This is a genomic window from Rhodococcus sp. 14-2483-1-2 (assembly GCF_002259405.1).
Classification (GTDB): Bacteria; Actinomycetota; Actinomycetes; order Mycobacteriales; family Mycobacteriaceae; genus Rhodococcoides.
Window position 1 is genome coordinate 170,518 of sequence record NZ_NPFW01000022.1, and the last position, 26,885, is coordinate 197,402.

At 65.2% G+C, this 26,885-nt stretch carries 1 protein-coding gene; it reads right to left on the bottom strand.

Annotation, left to right across the window (positions count from 1 at the left end):
• Nucleotides 1-85: 85 nt before the first annotated feature.
• Entirely contained in the window at nt 86-26,857 is a 26,772-nt protein-coding gene (locus CH295_RS21925; RefSeq protein WP_094741938.1) for a non-ribosomal peptide synthetase, read from the bottom strand.
• Between the last annotated feature and the right edge of the window lie 28 nt (nt 26,858-26,885).

The following is a 26,885-nucleotide window of genomic DNA, read 5'->3' on the forward strand; positions in this document are numbered from 1 at the left end:
GTTGTGATTCGTATTCGACGGCATTCGTGTCGAATGCCGATGGTATTCGTAGATCTGCCCTTCGATGTGAAGAACACACCAATCGTTATTCGGGTGTATTACCGAGATGCGAATCGACGACCGGCCCGATCACCGTGGCAGCGTCCGCATTGGTCATCTCGTTGTGGAAAACGTCGACATCGTGGATGACGATATCTCCTGTCACATACGGCCGCCATTCTTGCGGGGATCGAACAATTCCATCGCTCGCACCCTTAGTTGCGGAGAAGAACAAAACATCTCCGTCGAAGACGTCCGGGACGAATTCGGCCATTATTCGAGTCGAGTTCTCGAATCCCGCATTGATACGTCGGAGATGGTCGGCAGAAATACCGGTCGTCTGCCCCAACGACTCGTCGAGTAGTTCGACGCCCCGTTCGTAGGTCAACGGCTCGGACGACGGTTGTGCCGTCAGGTCGAGCCCCAATCCCGCAAGCAGATTCTCGACGCTCAACGCTCCCCCGTCCGGTTCGCCGTCGTGGCCGTCGACGTAGCTGTCCAGCAGAGCGAGCGTCCGAACATCGCTGCCGGTGCTGCGCAGTTCCACGGCTATCGCATGAGCGAGCGAGCCGCCGAGCGACCACCCGAGAAGGTGGTAGGGCCCCACCGGCTGGACGGCACGAATCTCGTCGGCGTAGCGGTGTGCGAGATCGCGAATGGATCCGAAGGTCGACCCTTCCACGATGCTCGGCAGCTGCAGGCCGTACACGGGACGCTCGTCGCTCAGCTGTGAGACGAGACCGGCGTATCCCCACGACAACCCGATTCCCGGGTGGACGCAGAACAACGGGGCCTTGGACCCGGTACCGCGCAGCGGAATCACGACTCCGAACACCGAGTCGAGATCCGCGCCCCCGGCGTCGGCATCTGCGGCGACGCGTGCGGCCAGCCCTGCCGGTGTCGGATCGACGAACAGCGCTTGCAGTGGGACCCGGACTCCGATGGCGTTCTCGATGGCGGGCACGATCTTCGTGGCCACCAGCGACGTTCCGCCCAGCTCGAAGAAGTTGTCGTCCATGCCGACCCGATCGACCCCGAGAACCTGAGCGAACGCATCGGCGATAGCAGCTTCCACATCGGTCGTCGGTGCCCGGTACGGCGTTGTCGACGTCGTCAGTTCCGGAACCGGCAGTGCCCGCCGATCGAGCTTGCCCACAGGAGTGAGCGGAATGTCGTCGAGCTCGATGATCGCCGACGGAACCATATGCCGTGGAAGCATTTTGGCGACGCGATCGCGAAGTGCTTCGGTGTCGACCGATTCGCCGTCGGCCGCGAGGACGTAGGACACGAGAACTGTGTCACCGGACGCCGCCGTGTGCCCGATCGTGGCGGCGAACCCGACCTGGTCGTGCTCGGTGAGGGCGGAGTCGATCTCACCGAGTTCGATACGGAAACCGCGCACCTTGACCTGGAAGTCACTGCGGCCGACGAACTCGACGGCCCCTGCACTTCCCCAGCGCACGACGTCACCGGTTCGATACATCCGATCGCCCGGAGTGCCGAACGGATCGGCGACGAAGCGCTCGGAGGTCAGCCCGAAACGACCGAGGTATCCGCGGGCGGTACCGGGGCCGGCGATGTAGAGCTCGCCCGACACTCCGGCCGGAACCGGCCGCAGTCGTGCGTCGAGCACCTGGAACCGGAAACCGGTTCCAGGCCTGCCGACGTCCACTGCGCCACCGGGCACCAGCGGTCCACCGACACTTGCCTGGATGGTGGTCTCGGTCGGACCGTAGCCGTTGAACATCTTGCGGCCCGGTGCCCATTTCGCCACCAACTCCGGAGTGCATGCCTCACCTCCGACGGCAAGGACCCGAACGCTGCCCAGACGTGACTCGTCGATCGACGACAGCGCCGCGGGAGTCAGGAACGCATGGGTGACGTGTTCGGATTCGAGCAGGTCGGCCAAGTCGCCGCCGCCGAAGACTCCCGGCGGCACGATCACGACGGTGGCACCGACGCCGAACGCCATCGTCAGCTCGTAGATCGATGCGTCGAAACTCGGCGACGCGATGTGTGACACACGCGAATCCCGAGTGGGGCGGAATCGCTCGAGCACCTCGGCCTGGAGGTTGGCCAAGCCACGGTGCCGCACTGCAACGCCCTTCGGGCGACCGGTCGAACCCGAGGTGTAGATCAGGTAGGCGGGGTGGTCGATGTGCAGGGTCGCCGTGCGCTCGACGTCGGTCACCGCGTCTGCCGGATAGCGAGACAACTCCGCGGAAATTTCCGGATCGTCCAGCACCAGCCACGGAACGGTGTCGGGCAGCGATTCTCTGCTGTCGATGTCGGTCAGACCCATTGCGGCACGGGAATCTTCGAGCATGTGCGCGATTCGGTCCGCCGGGTAGTTCGGATCGACGGGCAGGAAGGCGGCACCGGTCTTGGCCACAGCCCACACCGACAGCACCGACTCGATCGATCGAGGCAGCGCCAACGCGACGAACGTCTCGGGACCGACGCCGTAGTCGATCAGCATTCGAGCGATTCGGTTGGACCAGCTGTCGAGATCGGCGTACGACAGGCTGATGCCTCGGTAGGTGACGGCGACTGCGTACGGGTCGAGCGCGACGGCCGCCGCGAGCAACTCCGGCCACGTCCGGACTGCCGCGTCCGCGTTTCCTCGCGCCGGCACCAACTCGCGCAGCTCGTCGGCGCCCAGAATTTCGATGTCTCCGACCACCGTGTGTCGGTCGCGTCCGACGGCATCGAGAACTCGAATCAGTCGCGCCGCGATGGCCTCGACGCTGGCCGCGTCGAACAGCGATGTGGCGTAGTCGAACGCGGCCTCGAAGCCGGACGGACGCCCGTCCTCGTCGAAGGTCTCGGACAGCAGCAACTGCAGATCCTGCTTGGCCACGGGAACGTCGAAGTCGAAGCCCTCCACGCGTAGGTCCGGAAGCTCGACCGAGGCCTTCTCGTTGTTCTGGAACGACAGCGCAACCTGCGAGAGCGGAGCGTATGCCGTCGAACGAGTGGGATTGAGAACCTCGACGATTCTCTCGAAGGGCATTTCGGTGTGATCGAATGCGTCGAGATCGTGTGCCTTGACCTGGTTCAGCAGGTCGTCGAACGAAGCGGACTCGTCGACCCGACTGCGCAGCACGAGCGTGTTGACGAACATGCCCACGAGGTCGTCGAGTGCAGCGTCACCGCGCCCGGCCACCGGGGTGGTGATCGCGATGTCGTCGGTACCGCTCAAACGAGCCAGAACGACGGCGAACGCGGCGTGCAGAACCATGAACATGCTGACGTTCTGTTCGCGAGTGATGTCGACGAGGGCCCGATGGATGTCGGCATCGACGGTGAAGCGAACTCGGCCACCGCGGAAGTCCTGAGTGGTAGGCCTCGGCCGGTCCGTCGGCAACGGCAACAGATCGGGAAGACCCGCGAGCGCAGTGGACCAGTGCTCGAGCTGAGCCGCTGCCACGCTCGACGCGTCCTGCTCGTCTCCGAGCAGCGACCGTTGCCAGATCGTGTAGTCGGCGTACTGGACGGGCAGCGGCTGCCAGTTCGGTGCCATACCTGCGCTGCGCGCCGAGTACGCGAGCACGACGTCGCGAGCGAGAGGTGCCATCGAGGCACCGTCGGCAGCGATGTGATGCACCACCATGGCGAGCACGAAGACGGGATCCTGGGATGCGTCGACGTGGGTATCGAGCACCTCGAACAGCGCGACGTGTACCGGAATTTCGGTGGTCACGTCGAATCCTCGACCTGCCAACAGAGCGACGCGGTCGGTCAGAACAGCGGCATCGATCCGTTCGGATTCGACCACAGGCGCGACATCGGCGGCCGGGTGCACGAGCTGCACCGGGAACTCCGGGCCGTCGGGGAAGGTCGTGCGCAGAGACTCGTGGCGTCCCAGAACATCGACCACCGCGTCGGCCAGCGCAGCAGTGTCGAGCCGCCCGGTCAGTTTGACGACCAGCGGCACGTTGTACGCGGCCGACGAGGTGTCGAACTGGTTGATGAACCACATACGCTGCTGGGCGAGCGAGAGCGGAATGTGCTCCGGACGCGCCGCCGCAACGAGAGCCGGGCGCTGCGCGCGAGTGTCGGACGTGCCGACCGCGCTTGCCAATCCCGACACCGTCGGGGTCTCGAAGATCGTGCGCACACCGATCGAGGTGCCGAACTCGGCGTTGACGCGAGCGATCACCCGCGTTGCACTGAGCGAGTCGCCACCGAGCTCGAAGAAGCCATCGTCTGCACCGACTCGATTCACCTCGAGAATCTCGGCGAAGACCGCAGCGACCGTCAGCTCGGCAGGCGTGCTCGGCTCTCGGTACGAGGTGGCCGAGCCGAACTCGGGTACGGGCAGTGCGGCGCGATCGAGCTTGCCCACCGGAGTGAGCGGAATCGACTCGAGCACGACGATGGCGCTGGGCACCATGTGCGACGGCAGTGCGGCGGCGAGATGATCGCGCAGAACCGCCGTGTCGAAAGCATCGACCGTCTCTGCTGGGCTGTCTCCCGTCAGGCGTACGTACGCCACGAGCACAGTGGCACCGTTCGGCCCCGGAGTTCCGAAGGTGGCTGCAAAATCCACCGCCGGATGCGCGGAGAGTGCGGCGTCGATCTCCCCGAGTTCGATGCGGAAGCCGCGGACCTTGACCTGCGAGTCGCTTCGACCGACGTACTCGATGGTCAGATCGGCCGACCAGCGCACCACATCTCCGGTGCGGTACATCCGGGCGCCGGGAGCGCCGAACGGGTCGGCGACGAATCGCTCGGCCGTCAGCCCCATCCGATCGTGGTAACCGCGGGCCAGTCCGACGCCCGCGAGATACAGCTCACCTGCAACCCCGATGGGAACCGGCTGCAGCCGCGAGTCGAGGACCACCTCGTACACACCCCGCACCGGCCCGCCGATCGAGACCGGCTCGCCGGCGACCATCGGTGCGCTGATGTTGGACATGATGGTGGCCTCGGTCGGTCCGTAGCCGTTGAACAGGTTGCGACCGGGAGCCCACTTGGTGACCAACTCGGCCGGGACGGCCTCGCCGCCGACGACGACATCGGCGAACGTGTCGAGACCGGCCGGATCGACCGAGGCGAGGGCGGACGGGGTGATGAAGCCGTGAGTGACCGATTCCTCGGCCAGCAACGATGCCAGCTCGGCTCCGCCGTACACCGTGGGCGGAACGATCACCATCGTGGCTCCGACGCCGAACGCGAGCAGGTACTCGAGCACGGACGCGTCGAAACTGGGCGACGAAACATGCAGTGTGCGTGAGTCCTTCGTGACCCGGTAGCGCTCGCGCTGCTCGGTCGCGAAGTTGTCGAGGCCGGTGTGGGTGACCACGACCCCCTTGGGAACTCCGGTCGAACCCGACGTGTAGATCGTGTACGCGGCACTCGAGAGGGTGACGCGACCATGGCGTTCGTCCTCCGCGATGGGCTCGTCGCTCACCGCGTTCGGACCGTCCGTGCCGAGGTCGTCGAGAACGATCCACGGGACGGTCGACGGCAGACCGTCGAGATGAGCGCGGGTGGTGACACCGAACGTTGCGCCGGAGTCGGCCAGCATGTGTTCGATGCGATCGGCGGGGTAGTTCGGATCGACCGGTACGAAGGCGGCTCCGGACTTCGCGACGGCCCAGACCGTCAGCACCGACTCGATGGAGCGAGCGATCCCGAGCGCTACGAACGTCTCGGGGCGCACACCGTGGCCGAGCAGAATGCGCGCGAGCCGGTTCGACTGTCGGTCCAGCTCTCGGTACGTCAACTCGCCGTCGACGCTGCGGACTGCGATGGCGTCAGGATCGACGGCAGCTGCGTCGGAGAAGATCTCCGGCAACAACCGCGCCGACCGGCCCTCGAGTCCGAACACCGGAGCCAGAGAGGCGAACTCGGCATCGGCCAGCAGCCGGAGTCGAGCCAGTGGCTGCTGTTCGTCGGCAAGGACCGCGTCGAGTACCCGCTCGACTCGATCGACGATCGCGTGCACGTCCTCGAGCTCGAACAGCTCGGGCAGGTACTTGGCCTTGAGGTTGAGGCGCTCGTCGACCGACGACACCAGAGTCAGCGGGTAGTGCGCGGCGTCGGTGCCGAGGATGTCCGTCACCTGCATGCCTGCGAAATCTGTTGCCGCAGAAGCTCCGGCGCGATCGACCGGGTACGACTCGAACACCGTCAAGGTGTCGAATGCGACGCCGGCACCGGCCGCGCGCTGGATGTCGGTCAGACCGAGGTAATGGTGGTCCAGCAGTGACGCCTGCTCGGCCTGGACGCGATCGACCAAGGCTCCGAGTGTTTCGCTTCGATCGAGAGTGACTCGAACGGGCAGCGTGTTGATGAAGAGCCCGATCATGCCCTCGATACCGGAGACCTCAGGCGGCCGACCCGACACCGTGGCGCCGAAGACGACGTCCTCGCGTCCGGTCAGAGTGGCGAGCACGATGCCCCACGCGGTCTGAACGAGGGTGTTCAGAGTGGACCCGCGTCGCGCCGCGAAATCGCGCAGAGCCGCTGTGGTCTCTATCGACAACGACCGCTCGGTCTCGCTCGAGACGGTGGACAACTGGCGACCTCGATCACCGGTGACCAGTAGCGTCGGCTCCTCGACACCGGCCATCGCACTGACCCACTGCGCAGTGGAGATCGCGACGTCGCGTTGCCGCATCCACGCGAGGTAGTCCCGGTAGGCGGGCACACGCGGGAGCATCGAGTCGTCGGACTCGGTGACGTAGAGGGTGATCAGTTCCTTGACGACCAGCGGTGTCGACCATCCGTCGAACAGGATGTGGTGATTGGTCAGCAGCAGTCGCCAGTGATCGTCGGCGAGGGTGATCAGCGTGAATCGAAGGAGCGGCGCAGAGTCCATCTCGAACCGCACACCGCGATCGGCTGCGAGGACGGCCTCGAGCGCAGCCTCGACGTCGGCCTCACCGCGCAGATCGACCTGGGACCACGGCACTGTGACCGAACTCTGCACGACCTGCAGCGATTCGCCGGTGCTGTTGTGTACGAAGGCTGCCCGCAAGTTCGGATGACGAGAGACGAGCTTGTTCACAGCTGCTTGCATCCGCTCGGCATCGACGACGCCACGCAGCTCGAGACCGAGCTGCACCATGTAGGCATCGACGCCTGCGCTGTCGCTGCCGACCTCGCCTGCGAGGCGCGCATGGAAGAGCAGACCGGCCTGCAGTGGCGACATCGACCACACGTCGTCGAGGTCGGGGAACCGCTTCTCGAGCACCTCGATGGAGCGCTGATCGATGTCCACCAGCTCGAGGTCGGACGGGGTGAAGCCGCCCGCACCCTCGGCCGAGGCGTGCTCGGTGATCGCGGTCAGTGCTTGCGTCCACAGTTCGATCAACCGATCGACCTCGTCCGCACCCAGGATCCCGGCCGGGAACGCGAAGGTGGCGTCGAGCTGCGGACCGTCGGGTGTCGAGGTGGTCACGGCGTTGATGTCCAGCGCGGCAGGTACGGGCATGTCCGGGTTCTGCGCATCGCCCAGTTCGGCGTCGGCGACCGGAATCCAGCCCACGTCTTCCATACCCTCGGACGATCCGGTCGAGAATCGCCCGAGGTAGTTGAAGCTGACCTGTGGAGCGGCGAAGTCGGACAGCGCCTCGGTCCCAGCGGAATCGAGGTACCGCAACATGCCGTAACCGATTCCGTGATCGGGAATCTCCAACAGCTGTTCCTTGACGGCCTTGATCAGTGCACCGGCAGAGTCTCCACCCGACAACGCGTCGGCGATGTCCACCGAACCGAGGTCGAGTCGCACCGGGAAGATCGTGGTGAACCAGCCGACGGTTCTGCCGAGATCGGCTCCGGGAACCACGGCGTCTTCACGGCCATGGCCTTCGAGCGTGATCAGCGCACTGCGGACAGCGGCTCCCCGTTCACGACGCCATGCCGTGAGCGCGAGAGCCAACCCGGCCAGGAGGCCGTCGTTGACGCTGCCCCGGAAGACATTCGGCACCGTGGTCAGCAGACGCTCGGTGACCTCGACCGGAAGCGATGTGCGAATGCGCTGAACGGTGGCGTCGACATCGACGCTCTTGTCCAGTGGTCGCGAACCGATCGTCGGATCGTCGCCGCTGAGAATCCGCTGCCACAACCCGAGCTCGTCGGCGCGGCTCGCGGTGACCTCGGTCAATCCGGTGGACCACCGTCGCATCGACGTGCCGATCGGTGCCAGCACAGGCTCGTCGCCCGCGACGATCTGGCTCCAAGCCGTGGCCAGATCGGGAACGAGGATGCGCCAGGACACGCCGTCGATGACGAGGTGGTGCGCGACGACGAGCAGTCGGCCGGACCCGTTCGGGCCCTGGAACCACACCATCTGGACCATGACCCCGTCGGCGGGGACCAGTCGATCCGCTGCGGCGTCGAGTTCGGTTGCGGCGCGGGAGGAGAACTCGGCACCGTCCACGGAATCGACCGAGACGGCATGGATGACCGACGCGGCGGACACGGTCCCGATCGGAGATACGTCCTCGTGCCAGATGCCGTCCGCATCCTCGAACAGCCTCGACCGGAGCATGTCGTGACGATCGAGCACGGCCTGGACGGTGCGCTCGAGAGTCTCGCTCTCGATACCGACCGGAAGCTGAAGCAGGGCAGTCTGGGTGTAGCGACCGAAGTCGGTGCTGCGGTCCAACATCCAGCGAACGACGGGTGTGAGAGGCAGCGAGCCGACTCCCCCACCGTCGAGTTCTTCCAGTACGACGACGTCGCCCCCGAGAACAACGACCTCGGCCAACGCCGCGACGGTCTTGCGCTCGAAGATGTCGCGCGGAGCCAGGACCAGACCGGCCGCCTTGGCGCGTGAGACCAGCTGGATGGACATGATGCTGTCGCCGCCGAGAGCGAAGAACGAGTCGTCGACGCCGACGGTGTCGAGGCCTAGGACATCGGCGAACAACCCGGCGAGGATCGACTCGACTTCGGTTGCCGGCAAACGGCTTTCGGTCACGTTGGCGGAGAAGTCCGGAGCCGGCAGTGCTCGGCGATCGAGCTTTCCGTTGGCGGTCAGCGGCAGCTCGTCCAGCACGACCAACGCAGCCGGAACCATGTACGACGTCAGTGAGTGTCCGACGAATTCGAGAACGGCGGAGTGATCGAGTGTTCGACCCGCTTCGGCGACGACGTATCCGATCAGTCGATCACCGAATCCGTCGTCTCGAACCGAGACCACGGAAGCGGCGACACCGTCGAATGCGAGCAGCGCACTCTCGATCTCGCCGAGTTCGATGCGGAAGCCGTGCAGCTGTACCTGCATGTCACTGCGGCCCAGGTACTCGAGTGCCCCGTCGCGATTCCACCGCGCAGTGTCGCCGGTGCGGTACATGCGGGCACCGGCTTCTCCGGCCGGATCGGCGACGAAACGGGTGGCCGACAGGCCGGCCCGGCCCAGGTAGCCGCGAGAGAGCTGTGCCCCGGAGACGTACATTTCACCGGTCACACCCGGCGGAACCGGATTCAGACGCGTGTCGAGCACGGCGACGCGCAGTGCGGGGATCGCCTGACCGATGACGCTGGCCGAGGCCGACGCCGCGAACTGCTCGGTCAGGGCCAGGTGGCTCACGTGGACCGTCGTCTCGGTGATGCCGTACATGTTGACCAGAGTCGGCGCGGACTCGTCGTGTCGGGCGTACCAGCGAGCCAACTGACCGAGATCGAGTGCCTCGCCGCCGAAGATCACGTAGCGCAACGACAGGTCGGAGTCCGCGGTGCCGGCGAGGCTTTCGGTGGCCACTCGATCCGCTTCCGCGAACTGGTAGAACGCCGTCGGTGTCTGGTTGAGCACCGTGACCTTCTCGCGTGCCAGCAACTCGCGGAACAGCTCCGGGGAGCGCGCCGTGTAGTAGTCGACGACGACGAGCGTTCCACCGTGCAGCAGCGGTCCCCACAGCTCCCACACCGAGAAGTCGAACGCATACGAGTGGAACATCGTCCAGACGTCGCGATCGTCGAAATCGAAGAGATCAGCGGTGTTGGCGAACAGCGTCGCCACGTTGCGGTGCGCGATCTGCACACCCTTGGGTCGACCGGTGCTGCCCGAGGTGTAGATGACGTACGCGATCGAGTCGGCACTGGTGCCACCCGAGCGGTCCGCATCGGTCAGCGGCGCACCCGACATGCCGTCCAGTTCGGCGATCAGTTCGGGCGAATCGATCTCGAGGACATCGAGATCCGAGGCAGGTACTGCCGCACTGTCGGCGACCGTGGAGATCACACAGACCGGCGAGGCATCCTCGAGCATGAACGCCTGCCGATCCGCTGGGTAGGACACGTCGATCGGAAGGTAGCCGCCACCGGACTTGATCACCGCGAGCAGCGCGACGATGAGCTCCTCGTTGCGCGGCATCGCGACCGCCACGAGCGATTCCGAGGTCACACCGCGCTGGACGAGGAGTCGTGCGAGTCGATTCGACCGGTCGTCCAACTCGGCGTAGGTCAGCGTGCGATCTCCGAAGACGACTGCGCGCGAATCGGGGAATCGCGCTGCAGTAGTGGCGAATCGATCGAACAACGTTGCATCGGATGCCACGAGGCCCGCGTGATTCCACTCGCCCGTCATGGCGTCGAGCTCGCCCGGGAGCAGGAGATCGATGTCGCCGACGGCGCGCTCCGGATCGGCCGTCACGGCGGTGAGCACCGCGCCGAACCGCGCCGAGAACTCGTCGACGGACGATTCCTCGAACAGGTCGACCGCGTAGGTGATCGCGGCGGTCATTCCGGCCGGTGCACCGGACTCGTCGAACTCCTCGGCGACGGTCAGTTGCAGATCGAACTTCGCAACGTGCGCGTCGATGTCGACTGCCTCGACCGTGAGCTCCGGCAGTTCGAGCGTCGCGGACGTGTTGTTCTGGAATTCGAGTAGCACCTGGAACAACGGCGAACGGTCGGTCGAACGGGTCGGGTCGAGAACGTCGACCAACCGCTCGAACGGAACATCGGTGTTCTCGAACGCCGCCAGATCGGCCGTGCGAGTGGCTCGAAGCAGATCGGTGAACGAGAGCTGCGGTGCCACCTCCGTGCGCAGAACCAGGGTGCCGACGAACATGCCGACCAGATCGTCGAGTGCGGCGTCACCTCGTCCGGCGATCGGAGTACCGACCGCGATGTCCTCGGTGCCGCTGATGCGTGCCATCAGGATCGACCATGCCGCGTGGACGGCCATGAAGACGGTCGCCTCGTTGGCGCGTGCGAGGTCGACAAGTTCGGCATGAGTGGTGCGGCCGATCTCGAACCGAACACTGTTGCCGCGCATGGACTGCCGAGCGGGCCGCGGGTGATCGAGCGGCAACGGCAGCACGTCGGGAAGATCCGCCAGGGCTGTCTTCCAGAAGTCCAACTGTTGCGCGGCAATGGACGAGGGGTCGGACTCGTCGCCGAGGACGGTGCGTTGCCAGATCGCGAAGTCCGCGTACTGGACGTCGAGCGGTGCCCACATCGGAGCGCCGGCCGCTGCGCGGGAACCGTAGGCGACCATGACGTCTCGTGCCAAGGGTGCCATGGACGCGCCGTCGGCGGCGATATGGTGCACGACGATCGAGAGTACGAACTCGTCCGGTGCCACCCGGTACAGGGCCGCGCGGAACGGTAGGTCGGTCGACACGTCGAATCCTGTTGCGGCAGCGGCCGAGATGGCCGCAACGAACTCGGTGGCGTCCAGATCGACGACGGCGAGTTCGGTCCTCGCCGTCCGAACGTCGAGGATCTTCTGCTCGGGGCGCTCCCCGTGGGTGGGGAACACCGTGCGCAGCGACTCGTGACGTTCCAGGACGTCCCCGACGGCCGCGCTCATCGCAGCGATGTCGAGTCGACCCGTCAGTCTCACCGCGAGCGGGATGTTGTACGCCGCCGAGGTCACGTCGAACTGATTGATGAACCACATTCGTTGCTGCGCGAGCGACAACGGAATCGAATCCGGTCGCGGCTTCGCCACGAGTGCGGGACGGCGCAGGGTGCCGACCGGGTTGCTGTGCACCCGCACCGCAAGTGACTCGACGGTGGGCGCCTCGAACAATGCGCGGACGGTGATCGTGGTGTCGAGGGCAGAGTTGACGCGGGCGGTGAGTCTGGTGGCACTGAGCGAGTCGCCACCCAGATCGAAGAAGCTCGAATCGATTCCGACGCCGTCGATCCCCAGTACCTCGCCGAAGATGTCGGCAATGATCTGCTCGGTGTCGTTGCGCGGTGCGCGCGAGTCGCCCCCGAGATGAAGATCCGGTGCAGGCAGTGCGTTGCGATCCAGCTTGCCGGCCGGTGTCAACGGAATCGACTCCAGTGCGACGAAGGCCGTCGGAATCATATGAGTCGGTAGTGAACTCGACACGTGCGTGCGCAGAGCTGCCGCGTCGACCTGCTCGCCGGATCTCGGAAGAACGTAGGCGACCAGAATGGTGTTGCCCGTCGGGCCGTCGACACCCACCGTGGTCGCGAACTCGACGGTCGGATCGTCGGTCAGTACGGCGTCGATCTCGCCCAGTTCGATGCGGAAACCGCGCACCTTGACCTGGAAGTCGCTGCGACCGACGTACTCGAGCGTTCCCGACTCGGTCCACCGCACCACGTCGCCGGTGCGGTACATCCTGGCACCGTTCTCGTCGAAGGGATTCGCGACGAAACGGTCTGCGGTCAGCCCGAAGCGGTAATGGTAACCACGTGCCAGTGCCGGCCCGGCGAGATAGAGCTCGCCCGCAACTCCGACCGGGACGGGATGCAATCGTGCGTCGAGAACGACCTCACTGAAACCGATTGTCGGCGAACCGATGTCGATGGCGGAATCGACGTGCAGTCGATCACTGATGGACGAGAAGATCGTCGCCTCGGTGGGACCGTACGCGTTGAACATACGACGGCCCGGTGCCCAGCGGGCCACGAGCTCGGGCGGACACACGTCGCCACCGGTTGCGACCACGGCCAACTCGGTCAGCCCGGCCGGATCCACCGATGCCAGCGCGGCGGGCGTGACGAACGCATGCGTGACGCGCTGTGCTGCGAGCAGTTCGGCCAACTCGGTGCCACCGTAGACCGACGTCGGCGCGATGACCATGGTCGCGGCACCGGAGAACACCATGAGCAGTTCGAGTATCGAGGCATCGAAGCTCGGGGACGCGAACGCGAGAACCCGAGCGTCCGGGGTCACCTCGAAACGAGTCCGCTCCTCCTCGGCCAGATTTGCCAACCCACGATGGGTGACGGTGACGCCCTTGGGAACACCCGTCGAACCCGAGGTGTAGATCAGGTACGCGACCTGATCGATGTGCATCGGGCGAATACGGTCGCCGTCGCGAACCGGCGCGGTCGTGTGACAGGCGAGTTCGGCACGCGTGTCCTCGTGGTCGAGCACGGTCCACTGAGCAGAGCCGAGATCCGAGACCGCGGCCACGTGCTCGGACAGGGTCAGACCGATCGACGCGTTCGAGTCGACGAGCATGTGTTCGACGCGATCGCGCGGGTAGCTCGGATCGATCGGCAGGAATGCCGCCCCGGTCTTGGCGACTGCCCAGATGGCGAGTACGGATTCGACGGACCGTGGCAGAGCCAGCGCAACGACAGTTTCCGGGCCGGCACCGCGAGCGATCAATGTTCTTGCGAGAGCTGATGATTGCGCGTCGAGTTCGGCATAGTCGACGGTGCGGCCGGCGCTCCACAGAGCGGTGCCGTGCGGGTTCGCGGCTGCGGCGTCGGTGAAGATATCGGGAAGCATCCGAGCATCGGACGATGCCGGTCCCCGAACCGGTGCCACCCGGCGAAGTTCTTCCTCGGACAGCAGCGACAGCGATCCGACACGTCGACCGGTGTCGGTGGCAATGGCTTCCAGAACCCGCACGATTCTGTCGACCGTCGCCGCGACGACGCTGTGCTCGAACAACTCCGGTAGGTACTTGGCCTCGATGTGCAGCCGATCGTCGACCATGGCGACCAGCGTCAGCGGATACTGCGCTGTATCGCTGCCGTCGTGCACGTCGTGCACCTGCATTCCGGCGAGGTCGGTCTCCGCCGACAATCCCGCGCGGTCCATCGGGTACGACTCGAACACCGTCAGGGTGTCGAAGGCGACGGAAGGTCCCACCGCTCGCTGAATGTCGGTGAGGCCGAGGTAGTGGTGATCGAGCAGAGCGGCCTGTTCGGCCTGCACCCGCTCGAGGTACTCACCGAGTGTCTCCGAAGGATCGAGCACGATCCGCACCGGCAGAGTGTTGATGAACAGACCGACCATCGACTCGATGTCGGAGACCTCAGGCGGGCGTCCGGACACCGTGGCACCGAACACGACGTCGGAGCGTCCGGTCAGAGTGCCGAGGACCAGGGCCCACGACGCCTGGACCATGGAGTTCATCGTGACGCCACGGGCACGAGCGACGCTGCGCAGGCGGTTCGTCTGCTCCACGTCGAGCGAGACCAACGAACGCCCGGCCAACGTCGACTCCTGGCGTCGGCTCTCCACCGGCGTCAGGAGCGTCGGCTCGGACAACCCTGCGAGCGCGTTCGTCCACGCTTCCAGTGCCGACGAGCGGTCGCGCTTGGCCAGCCACGACAGGTAGTCGCGGTAGGCGGGAACCCGCGGGAGCACGGTGTCGTCGCCGTCGACGACGTAGAGCGTCAGCAGGTCCTTGAGCAGCAGCGGCGTGGACCAACCGTCGAGCAAGATGTGGTGGTTGGTCATCACCAGACGCCATTCGCCCGGTGCCACGGTGATGAGCATGAAACGCAACAGAGGTGCTTGCGCCATGTTGAATCGGGTGGCACGGTCGTCGTGTTCGATGCGATCGAGCTCGACGGCTCGATCTTCGACGTCCAGTTCGGTCAGGTCGATCGACGACCACGGAGCGTCCACGTCGTGGTGAACGATCTGGATGGACTCGCCGTCGTTGTTGTGCACGAAAGCTGTTCGCAGGTTCGCGTGTCTACGCAGGAGCGCCCGAGCAGCACGCCGGAATCGCGCCTCGTCGACGCTACCGCGCAACTCCAACACGAGTTGGACGATGTAGGCGTCCACGGACTGATCCGACAGCTCGGCGTGGAACAACAATCCGGCCTGCAGGGGCGTCATGGACCAGATGTCGTCCAGCGTGGGATAGACCCGTTCGAGGTCGTCGATGGAACTCTGATCGAGCCGCACCAGATCGAGATCGGACGGCGTGAAGCCACCTGCCCCCGGTCGCTGGGCGAGCTGTGTCAGCGCGGTCAGAGCCTGACGCCACAACTCGGCCAGTTCGCCGACCTCGTCGGCGTCGAGCACACCGGTGGGGAAAGCGAACGTCGCCTCCAACCGCGGGCCGGTCGGCGTCGCGGTGGTGACGGCATTGATGTCGAGCACTGCTGCGACCGGTAGATCGTGGTCCTGCGAATCGCCGACACCGGAGTCGTCGACCGGCAGCCAGCCGTGTCCGCGAAGCTCGTCCGGAACATCGGTGCTGTAGCGCCCGAGGTAGTTGAAACTGATCTGGGGAGCGGGGAAGTCGCGCAGAGCAGCGGCACCGTCCTCGTCCAGGTAGCGAAGCATGCCGTACCCGATGCCGTGGTCGGGAACTGCCAGCAACTGTTCCTTGACCGACTTGATCAGACGCGCTGCGTCGACACCGCCGGCGAGGGCATCGTCCAGGTCCAGACCGGCAAGGGTCAACCGAAGCGGGTAGATCGTGGTGAACCAACCGATGGTCCGGCCGAGATCGGCACCGGGTACCACGTGGTCCTCGCGGCCGTGACCCTCCAGCGAGATCAACGCGTCGTCCACGGCCACTCCCCGACCACGTCGCCACACCGCCGTGGCGAGCGCGAGAGCGGCGAGCAGGCCGTCGTTGACGCTGCCGTGGAACGCGTCTGGCAGTGCCGTCAGCAGACCCTCGGTGACGTCGGTGGACAGCGACAACTCGACCTTGTCCACTGTGCCGTACACGTCGATCTCGCGATCGAGTGCTCGCGATCCGATGAGCGGATCCGGTTGTGCCAGAACATCGCGCCAGATCGCCAGCTCGTCGCCGCGGGTGGCGGTGACCTCACGCAAACCGTGCGACCAACGACGCATGGAGGTGCCGACCGGAGCCAGCTCGGGCGTGTTTCCGCCGATGATCTGGGCCCATGCCGACGCCAGGTCCGGAACCAGGATTCGCCAGGACACGCCGTCGATGACCAGGTGGTGGGCGACGACGAGCAGACGGCTCCCCTCGGAGCCGGCGTCGAACCACACCATCTGGATCATCACACCGGAATCGGGAGCCAGCCGGCCGACTGCTGCTTCTGCCTCGACCGTGGCCTGCTGCGAGAATCCCTCTCCGCGAACGGTTGTCGACGTCACGCGGTGCACCACCGAGTTCGCCGAGACCGATCCGACGGGCAGGACCTCCATCGTGGGGTGCTCGCCGCGGTGCAATACGCCGCGGAGCATGTCGTGATGATCGAGGACCGTCTGGACGGTGGCCTCGAGCACCTCCAGCTCGATGTCGACCGGAAGAGTGAGAACCGCCGTCTGCGTGTGCTTGTCGAGGACTGCCGTCCGATCGAGCATCCATGCCACGATCGGAGTCAGCGGTACGTCGCCGACACCGCCACCGGGCAACTCCTCCAGCACGAGAGGTGCGGTGCCGTCCGCGGACGCGACCACCTCGGCCAGAGCCGCAACGGTCTTGTGCTCGAACACATCTCGTGGCGACAGGGACAGTCCGGCCGCCTTGGCGCGCGAGACCAGCTGAATCGACATGATGCTGTCGCCGCCGAGGGCGAAGAACGAATCGTCGACGCCGACGCGGTCCAGGCGAAGAACCTCGGCGAACAATCCGGCCAACGTCTTCTCGACCGCATTGTCCGCATCGCGACCGGCCGTGACCTGAGCGGACCAATCCGGTTCGGGGAGTGCGGTGCGGTCGAGTTTGCCTGCCGGAGTGAGAGGAATCGACTCCAACATCACGAACGCCGACGGCACCATGTGCGCAGGCAGCATCGAACCGGCATGCTCACGCAACGCATCGACCTCGACGACCGTACCCGCCACCGGCAACACATACGAGACCAACACCGTACTGCCGGCAGCACTCTCACGCCCGATGGTCACCACGAAATCGACACCCGACACCGCAGCCAACACCGAATCGATCTCACCCAACTCGATCCGGAAACCACGCACCTTCACCTGAAAATCGCTACGCCCCACATACTCCAACGCACCCGAGGCATTCCACCGCACCACATCACCGGTGCGATACATCCGCGAACCCGCACCACCGAACGGATTGGCCACGAACCGATCCGCCGTCAAACCCAACCGCGCGTGATACCCACGAGCCAACGCCGGACCCGCCAGATACAACTCACCCACCACACCCACCGGCACCGGATTCAACCGCGAATCCAACACCACCTCCGCGAAACCGATCGTCGGAGAACCGATATCGACCGACTCCCCCACCACCAACGCCGACGAAATCGACGAGAAAATCGTCGCCTCCGTCGGACCGTACGCATTGAACATCCGCCGACCCGGCGCCCACCGCGCCACCAACTCCGGCGCACACACATCACCGCCGGTCACCACGACCTCGACCGACTCCAACCCCACCGGATCCACCGACGCCAACGCCGCAGGCGTGACGAACGCATGCGAGACCCGCTCCTGCGCCAACAACGACGCCAACTCCACCCCACCGAACACCAACGGCGGCGCAATCACCATCGTCGCCCCACCCGAGAACGCCAACACGAACTCGAGAATCGACGCATCGAAACTCGGCGACGCAAACGCCAACACCCGAGACGACGGCCCCACACCGAACCGCACCCGCTCCTCGGCAGCCAAGTTCCCCACACCACGATGAGTGACCACCACACCCTTGGGCACACCCGTCGAACCCGACGTATAAATCAGATACGCCGCATCATCGAGCCGCAACACACCCGAGCGCTCCGCATCCAACACCGGAGCAGACGACCGAAACGCCAGATCCGCCACCACATCCGCATCATCGAGCACCACCCACGACACCCCACCCACACCCGACAGCGCACCCACATCGGCACCCAACGTCACACCCACCACAGCACCCGAATCGACCAACATGTGCTCGATCCGATCCACCGGATAATTCGGATCCACCGGCAAGAACGCACCACCGGCCTTCGCCACCGCCCACACCGCCACCACAGACTCCACCGACCGCGACAACGCCAACGCCACGAACGAGCCCGGACCCACCCCACACGACATCAACATCCGCGCCAACCGCGACGACGCCGCATCCAACTCACCATACGAAACAGACCGCGACCCCGACACCACCGCAACACCACCGACACCAGCAACACCCACCGCACCAGCCAACAACTCCGGCAACACCACACCCACCACAGACCGCGGACCACGAACCGGAGCCAGCGAGTCGTACTCGTTGGCAGACAGAATTTCGATGTCACCGACTCGGATGGACGGCGTGGCCGTCACCGCGTCGAGGATTCGGACGAGGCGATCGGAGAGAACGCGGACGGTATCTGCGTCGAACAGTTCTGTGGCGTAACGGAATCCGGCTTCGATGCCGGCCGGTGCTCCGGACCTGTCGAATTGTTCCGAGATCGTCAACTGCAGGTCGAAGTTGGAAATGTCGTTGGGTAGCTCGATGCTCTCGATCGACAGTCCGGGCAACGTCACCGTCGGTCGGTCGGTCTGCTGGAACTCGAGCATCACCTGGAACAACGGTGCATGGGCAGTCGATCTCGCGGGATCGACCGCATCGACCACTCGCTCGAACGGGACATCCGAATGAGTGAACGCGGCCAGGTCGACGGAGCGAACGTCCGAGAGCAGGTCCTCGAACCGTGTCGAACCGGGCACCTGGGTACGCAGTACGAGCGTGTTGACGAACATGCCGACGAGTTCGTCGAGTGCCGCGTCTCCTCGGCCCGAGATCGGCGTTCCGACAGAGATGTCCTCGGTACCGGACAGTCGCGCCAGAAGGACGGCCAGAGCTGCGTGCACGATCATGAACGAGCTCGAATTGTGCTCGGCGGCAACAGCAGCAAGGCGAGCGTGAACCGACGCGTCGATCTCGAACGTGACGCTCTCGCCGCGCAGGGATGCCACTGCGGGACGCGGGCGATCGGTCGGCAACGTCAGGACCTCGGGGCTGCCCGACAGTGTGTCGACCCAGTAGGTGAGCTGCTTGGCCATCAACGACTCGGGATCGGACTCCGCGCCGAGGAACCGGCGCTGCCACAGCGCGTAATCGGCATACTGCACCGGCAACGGTTCCTGGCTCGGTGCGTGCCCTGCGGCGCGGGCACTGTAGGACACCATCAGGTCGCGGGCGAGCGGGGCGCTCGAGAAACCGTCAGAGGAGATGTGGTGCACCACCATCACGAGCACGTGCTCGTTCTCGCGCACCCGAACCAGGCGGACTCGCAGCGGAACATCCGCCACCACGTCGAAGCCCGAGCCAGCGACGTCGGCGATCAGCTCCGAGACGTGACGCTCGTCGTCCGCGAGAATCGGAGTCAGATCCGGCTGTGCCGTTGCCACGTCGAGGATCGACTGCACGGGAACGTCGTCGGTCAGCGGGAACATCGTGCGTAGCGACTCGTGCCGGCTCAACACGTCACCGATGGCCGAGTGCATCGCGTCGACATCGAGCACACCGTTCAAGCGCATGGCGAACGCGACGTTGTAGGCAGCCGACTCGGTGTCGTACTGATTGATGAACCACATCCGCTGCTGTGCCAGCGACAGCGGCACCACATCCGGTCGCTCCTGCGGGACCAGCCCTGGCGCGGCTGCAGCGTCGTGCTCGCCGATGTCGATGCCTGCCGACAACGCGCGCACGGTGGGCGCGTCGAACAGATCCCTGATGCTGATATCGGTTCCGAGTGCGGCGTTGATTCGCGCGACCAACCGCATCGCGATCAACGAGTTGCCACCGATCTCGAAGAAGCTCGACGTGACGCTGACCTGAGCGATACCGAGCAGATCGCCGAAGATACCGGCGACGATCTCTTCGACCGGGTTCTCGGGGCCGAAGAACTCCGACGCGGCGACGGTGAATTCGGGCGCAGGCAATGCCTTGCGGTCGAGTTTGCCGCTGGCGTTGACCGGGAGCGAGTCGAGTACCACCACGTGTGAGGGCACCATGTACCCCGGGAGGCGGCGCGCGGCCTCGGCGGTCAGAGAGGTGGGGTCGACGGCGTAGCCGTGCGCTCCGACCACGTAGGCCACGAGGGTCTCACCGGTGTTCGGGTCCTTGTGCACCAACGCGATCGCCTGGGCGACCGACTCGGATCGAAGGAGAACCGACTCGATCTCGGGGAGTTCGATGCGGAGTCCGCGCAGCTTGACCTGGAAGTCCGTTCGGCCGATGTACTCGAGTTCGCCGTCGGCACGCCAGCGCACCAGATCGCCCGTGCGATAGAGCCTCTCGCCCGGCTCGCCGAACGGATCCGCGACGAAGCGATCCGCTGTGAGATCGCCGCGACCGACGTACCCACGAGCGAGTTGCACGCCGGCGAGATACAGCTCGCCGGGAGCACCGATCGGAGCCGGTCGCAACGAGGCGTCGAGCACGTACAAGCGGGTGTTCCACACCGGTGCGCCGATGGGGATCGAGACGGCGTCGCGCCCGGTGACGTGGTAGTAGCTGACGTCGACTGCCGCTTCGGTCGGACCGTAGAGGTTGTGCAGTTCCGCGAGGGAGAACTGTGCGAACTGCGCGGCGGTGGCAGGCGGAAGCGCCTCGCCGCTGCAGAACACCAGTCGAAGCGAGACACATTCCGCAGCCCGCGCCCCTGCCGCGAACACCGCGAGCATCGACGGTACGAAGTGCGCCGTGGTGATGTGCTCGTCTGCGATGATGCGGGACAGGTACACGGGATCGCGGTGTCCGTCGGGTTCGGCCACGACGAGCTTGGCACCGACCTGCAAGGGCCAGAAGAACTCCCACACCGAGACGTCGAACGTGGCCGGTGTCTTCTGCAGAACGGTGTCCGCAGGCTCGAGGTGATACTCGTGCTGCATCCACAGCAACCGGTTGACGATGGCTGCGTGCGTGACGGCGACACCCTTGGGCCGACCGGTCGAACCGGAGGTGTAGATGACGTATGCGGTGTTCGAGCCGTGCAGTCTTCCCGAACGGTCCGAATCGGTGACCGCGGAGTGGTCGCGATCGGACACGTCGAGCAGGTCGACGGCGAGGACCGGAGTTGCGACCGGGATGTTGATCCAGTCGCGGCTGGTGGTCAGGATGCACACCGGCTGAGCGCTGGAGAGGACGTAGGACGAGCGCTCGACCGGATGGTCCGGGTCGATCGGCACGTACGCACCACCGGCCTTGACGATCGCGTACATGCCGACGAGCAGGTCGATCGACCGTCGGATCGCGAGGCCGACATGGGATTCGGGTGTGACGCCGAGCGAGATGAGGTGTCGCGCGAGCTGATTCGCTCGTTCGTCCAATTCGAGATAGGTGATGTGCTCGTCCTCGAACACGAGTGCGGTCGAGTACGGACTGCGCTGCACCTGTCGATCGAAGAGGCTGCTGAGCGTCATGTCGACGTCCCCGGCCGGAACCTGCTGGTGGACCGGAGGTTCGATCAGACGTGCAGTGTCGTTCCACTCGAACAGGACGAGCTCCCGCTCCGCGGCGGACAGGATGTCGATGTCGCCTGTGCGTACGTCCGTCGAGGTGCCGATGGTCGACACGATCCGCAGGAACCGATCCACGAACCGGTCGATGGTCTCGGGGTCGAACAGATCTGTGGCGTAGGTGAACGAAGCCGACAGTGCACCGGACCCGTCCACCGGCTCCTGGTCCACGCGCAGCTGTAGATCGAATTTTGCTGTGTCGGTGCCGACCTCCTCGAACCGAACGGTGAGATCGGGTAGCTCCAACGTGACCGCTGCATTGTTCTGGAACTCGAGGAGAACCTGGAACAGCGGTGAATGGTCGGTCGACCTCACCGGATCGAGTACATCGACCAGACGCTCGAACGGGATGTCGTTGTTGTCGAAGGCGGCGAGGTCGGAGCTACGGGTGTCGGCGAGCAGTTCGGCGAATGTTGCTCGAGGCTCGACCTGTGTTCGCAGTACGAGAGTCCCGACGAACATGCCCACGAGGTCGTCGAGGGCCGCGTCGCCGCGACCGGCGATCGGAGTACCGATAGCGATGTCCTGAGTGCCGCTCAGGCGCGCGAGCAGCAACGCGAGCGCGGAGTGGACGACCATGAACAGCGTCGAGTCCTGTTCGGCGGCAACCGAACTCAACCGAGCGGCAACGTCGCCGGGAATCGTGAACGGGGTGACACTGCCGCGCATCGACTGCCGGGTGGGGCGCGGGCGATCGAGAGGCATCGGCAGCACATCCGGCAGATCTGCCAGAGCCGACTGCCAGAATTCGATCTGCCGCGACGCCACCGAGGTGGAGTCGCTCTCGTCGCCCAGAACGGCGTGCTGCCACAGCGCGAAGTCCGCGTACTGGACGGCGAGTGGCTCCCACACCGGAGCCGAACCCGCGGATCGGGCGCCGTAGGCGACCATCACGTCTCGGGCCAGCGGTGCCATCGACGCACCGTCTGCCGCAATGTGGTGGACGACGATGGAGAGTACGAAGCTCTCCTGGCCGGTCCGGTACAGCACCGCGCGGAAGGGAAGATCGACCGTGACGTCGAAACCTGTTGTCGCAGCACGGTGGACGAGCGCGTCGACCGATGCGGAGTCGACGTCGACCACGTCGAGGGGGAGCTTCGATCCGGTGACGTCCTCGATCGGCGCGATCACCTGATTCGGTAGGTCACCCACCGTCGGGAACACCGTGCGCAGCGACTCGTGCCGCGACAGGACGTCGCCGACGGCTGCTGCCATCGCATCGACGTCCAGGCGACCCGTCAGGCGCACGGTGAGCGGGATGTTGTACGCGGGCGAGGACACATCGAACTGGTTGATGAACCACATCCGCTGCTGTGCGAGAGACAGCGGAATCGAATCGGGCCGGTCGACAGGGACGAGCGCGGGACGGCGATGCAGCGACGCGCCCTTGGCTTCGGCACGTTCCGACAGAGCTCGAACCGTCGACGCCTCGAACAGATCCAGCACCTTCAGGTCGGTTCCGAGAGCCGAGTTGACCCGCGCGATCAAACGCGTTGCCACGAGGGAGTTTCCACCGAGATCGAAGAAGCTGTCGGTCACGCCGACTCGATCGACCTCGAGAACGTCGCAGAACACGGTCGCCACCACGGCCTCGTATTCCGTTTCCGGGGCCTCGAATGCACCCTGTGAACCGAGTTCGGGTTCGGGGAGTGCGGTGCGGTCGAGTTTGCCTGCCGGAGTGAGAGGAATCGACTCCAACATCACGAACGCCGACGGCACCATGTGCGCAGGCAGCATCGAACCGGCATGCTCACGCAACGCATCGACCTCGACGACCGTACCCGCCACCGGCAACACATACGAGACCAACACCGTACTGCCGGCAGCACTCTCACGCCCGATGGTCACCACGAAATCGACACCCGACACCGCAGCCAACACCGAATCGATCTCACCCAACTCGATCCGGAAACCACGCACCTTCACCTGAAAATCGCTACGCCCCACATACTCCAACGCACCCGAGGCATTCCACCGCACCACATCACCGGTGCGATACATCCGCGAACCCGCACCACCGAACGGATTGGCCACGAACCGATCCGCCGTCAAACCCAACCGCGCGTGATACCCACGAGCCAACGCCGGACCCGCCAGATACAACTCACCCACCACACCCACCGGCACCGGATTCAACCGCGAATCCAACACCACCTCCGCGAAACCGATCGTCGGAGAACCGATATCGACCGACTCCCCCACCACCAACGCCGACGAAATCGACGAGAAAATCGTCGCCTCCGTCGGACCGTACGCATTGAACATCCGCCGACCCGGCGCCCACCGCGCCACCAACTCCGGCGCACACACATCACCGCCGGTCACCACGACCTCGACCGACTCCAACCCCACCGGATCCACCGACGCCAACGCCGCAGGCGTGACGAACGCATGCGAGACCCGCTCCTGCGCCAACAACGACGCCAACTCCACCCCACCGAACACCAACGGCGGCGCAATCACCATCGTCGCCCCACCCGAGAACGCCAACACGAACTCGAGAATCGACGCATCGAAACTCGGCGACGCAAACGCCAACACCCGAGACGACGGCCCCACACCGAACCGCACCCGCTCCTCGGCAGCCAAGTTCCCCACACCACGATGAGTGACCACCACACCCTTGGGCACACCCGTCGAACCCGACGTATAAATCAGATACGCCGCATCATCGAGCCGCAACACACCCGAGCGCTCCGCATCCAACACCGGAGCAGACGACCGAAACGCCAGATCCGCCACCACATCCGCATCATCGAGCACCACCCACGACACCCCACCCACACCCGACAGCGCACCCACATCGGCACCCAACGTCACACCCACCACAGCACCCGAATCGACCAACATGTGCTCGATCCGATCCACCGGATAATTCGGATCCACCGGCAAGAACGCACCACCGGCCTTCGCCACCGCCCACACCGCCACCACAGACTCCACCGACCGCGACAACGCCAACGCCACGAACGAGCCCGGACCCACCCCACACGACATCAACATCCGCGCCAACCGCGACGACGCCGCATCCAACTCACCATACGAAACAGACCGCGACCCCGACACCACCGCAACACCACCGACACCAGCAACACCCACCGCACCAGCCAACAACTCCGGCAACACCACACCCACCACAGACCGCGGACCACGAACCGGAGCCAGGCGAGCGCGTTCGGCAGCGGACAACATGTCCGCGTCACCGATTCGCAGGTCCGGTTCGGTGGTCAGAGCGTCGAGAATCCGTACGAGGCGGCGGGCGAGTTGAGCCACGCTCGCGTCACCGAACAGTTCTGTGGCGTAGTCGAAAACGACAGCGTGAGTGTCGGATTCGTCGACGGTAACGACCAGATCCATACCGACGCCGTCACGCGGCAGTGCGGAAGGACCGAACCGGAGCGCAACCTGAGCAAGGGGGCTGTGTGCTTCCGATCGGGGCAGACCGAGGGCCGCGGCGACGGCGTCGAAGGAAGTATCGCCGTGCGCCATCGCCGCATCGAAGTCGGTTTCGGACGCATCGACGAACTCGGCGAACGAGTGCCGAACGTCGGGTCGCGTCCGCAGCACCACGGTGTTGCCGTCACCCGCAGGCACGGCGATCGACACGTCGTCGGTGTTAGCCAGCCGCGAAAGCAGTACGGCGAGAGCGGATTCGAATACCACGAACGGAGTGGTGGAACGGTCGGCCGCCAGTCGAGCCACCGCGGACCACGATTCGGATCCGATCGTCACCTCGTGGGATGCGCGAACATGGCCGATGCTCGAGGGCCGCGAGCGGTCGATCGGAAGATCGAGAAGATCCGGGGCGTCGGAGAGCCGGTCGGTCCAGTAGGCGAGATCGGCTGCGGCGCGTCGCCGGCGTTGGCCTTCGCGTGCGCTGGCCGGATGTACGTCGAGGACTGCGACATCGGGCCCGGCCGCGATGAAGGATTCCACCATGTCGACGAAGCTCGAATGGTGTGCAGTGAGGTCGTCGTCGTCGTACCGGTTGGGGTTGGCCCTGAAATCGACGAATGTCCTGGCCGGAGAACCGCTCTGGTACACGTTGACCAGAAGATCCTCGACCGGGCCCGAGGTGACGATGTTGAACTCGCCGACGATGGACCCGAGGTTGATCTGCTGATGGAACAGCATCATGTTGACCATCGGGCCGGACAGCTGTTTGTCGCTTCCCGAGGCCGCCAACTCGCGCCGAATGTCCTCGATGCTGAAGCGCTGATGTCGCAGGGCTCCCATCAGTTCGAGCTGTACCTGCTGTACCAGCTCGCCGACGGTAGCGTCCTGGGGGACGTGGATCGGAATGGGTGCGACGTTGACGAGCATTCCACCGGACCGGCGAAGCAGTGCGGTGGTGCGCGCGGACACCGGGATGTTGACCGAGACGTCTTCTCGCCCGGTCATCCGCGAGAGGTAGCAGCCGAAGGCGGCGATGAACACCGCAGCAGCGGTTCCGCCCTTGGTCGCGTCGGATGCCTCGAGCTCGGTGACGACATCCTCGGGTAGAGCGACGCTGCGCAGCTTGCTGGCGGCGATCGTGCGACCGGCAGTGTTGGACAGAGACGCTCCGTCGTGGATGTCCGCGGCGCGAGCCGTCCAGTACTCCTTGTCGGACTCGAAGCGGGACGACGTCCGGTATTCCTGATCGAGCTCGTAGAGTCGGCGTAGCTCGGCCGCCTTGTTCGGGGCAGGCTCGACGTGTTCGACGGCCGCGGTGTACAGCGCAGCGGTTCGGTTGACGAGCGTCATGGCACCGTAGCCGTCGAGCGCGACGTGGTGGATCTTGCTGTACCAGAGGTTGCGATCGTCCTCGACCTGAATGATCCAGCTCTCGACGAGGGGATCGTGTTCCATGTCGACGGGCTGGACGTAGTTCTCGTCGATCCACTGCAGCGCCGAGCTCATGGGATCGTCTTCGCCGCGCAGATCCAGGTAGTGCACCGACTGGTCGATGGAGTGATCGACCATCTGGACGGGCTCGCCGTCCACCTCGGCCAGTCTCAGGTACGCAGATTGGAATTCGTGCGCCGCGAGAGCCGTCGCATCCTGGAGAACGGCGATGTCGAGGTTGCCGCGGAGGTCTACATACTGTGCGATACAGACCGGGACGTCAGGGGCCAGTTGCTGAGCGAACCACATGCCACGCTGAGCGGACGACAGCGGGAATCCGTTTTCGAAGCCGGGGCCGGTCGGGGGCGTCTGAGACCCACCGGTAATTGCTGCGCGCATTCACTTGCCCTTCGGCGGCACGGTCACG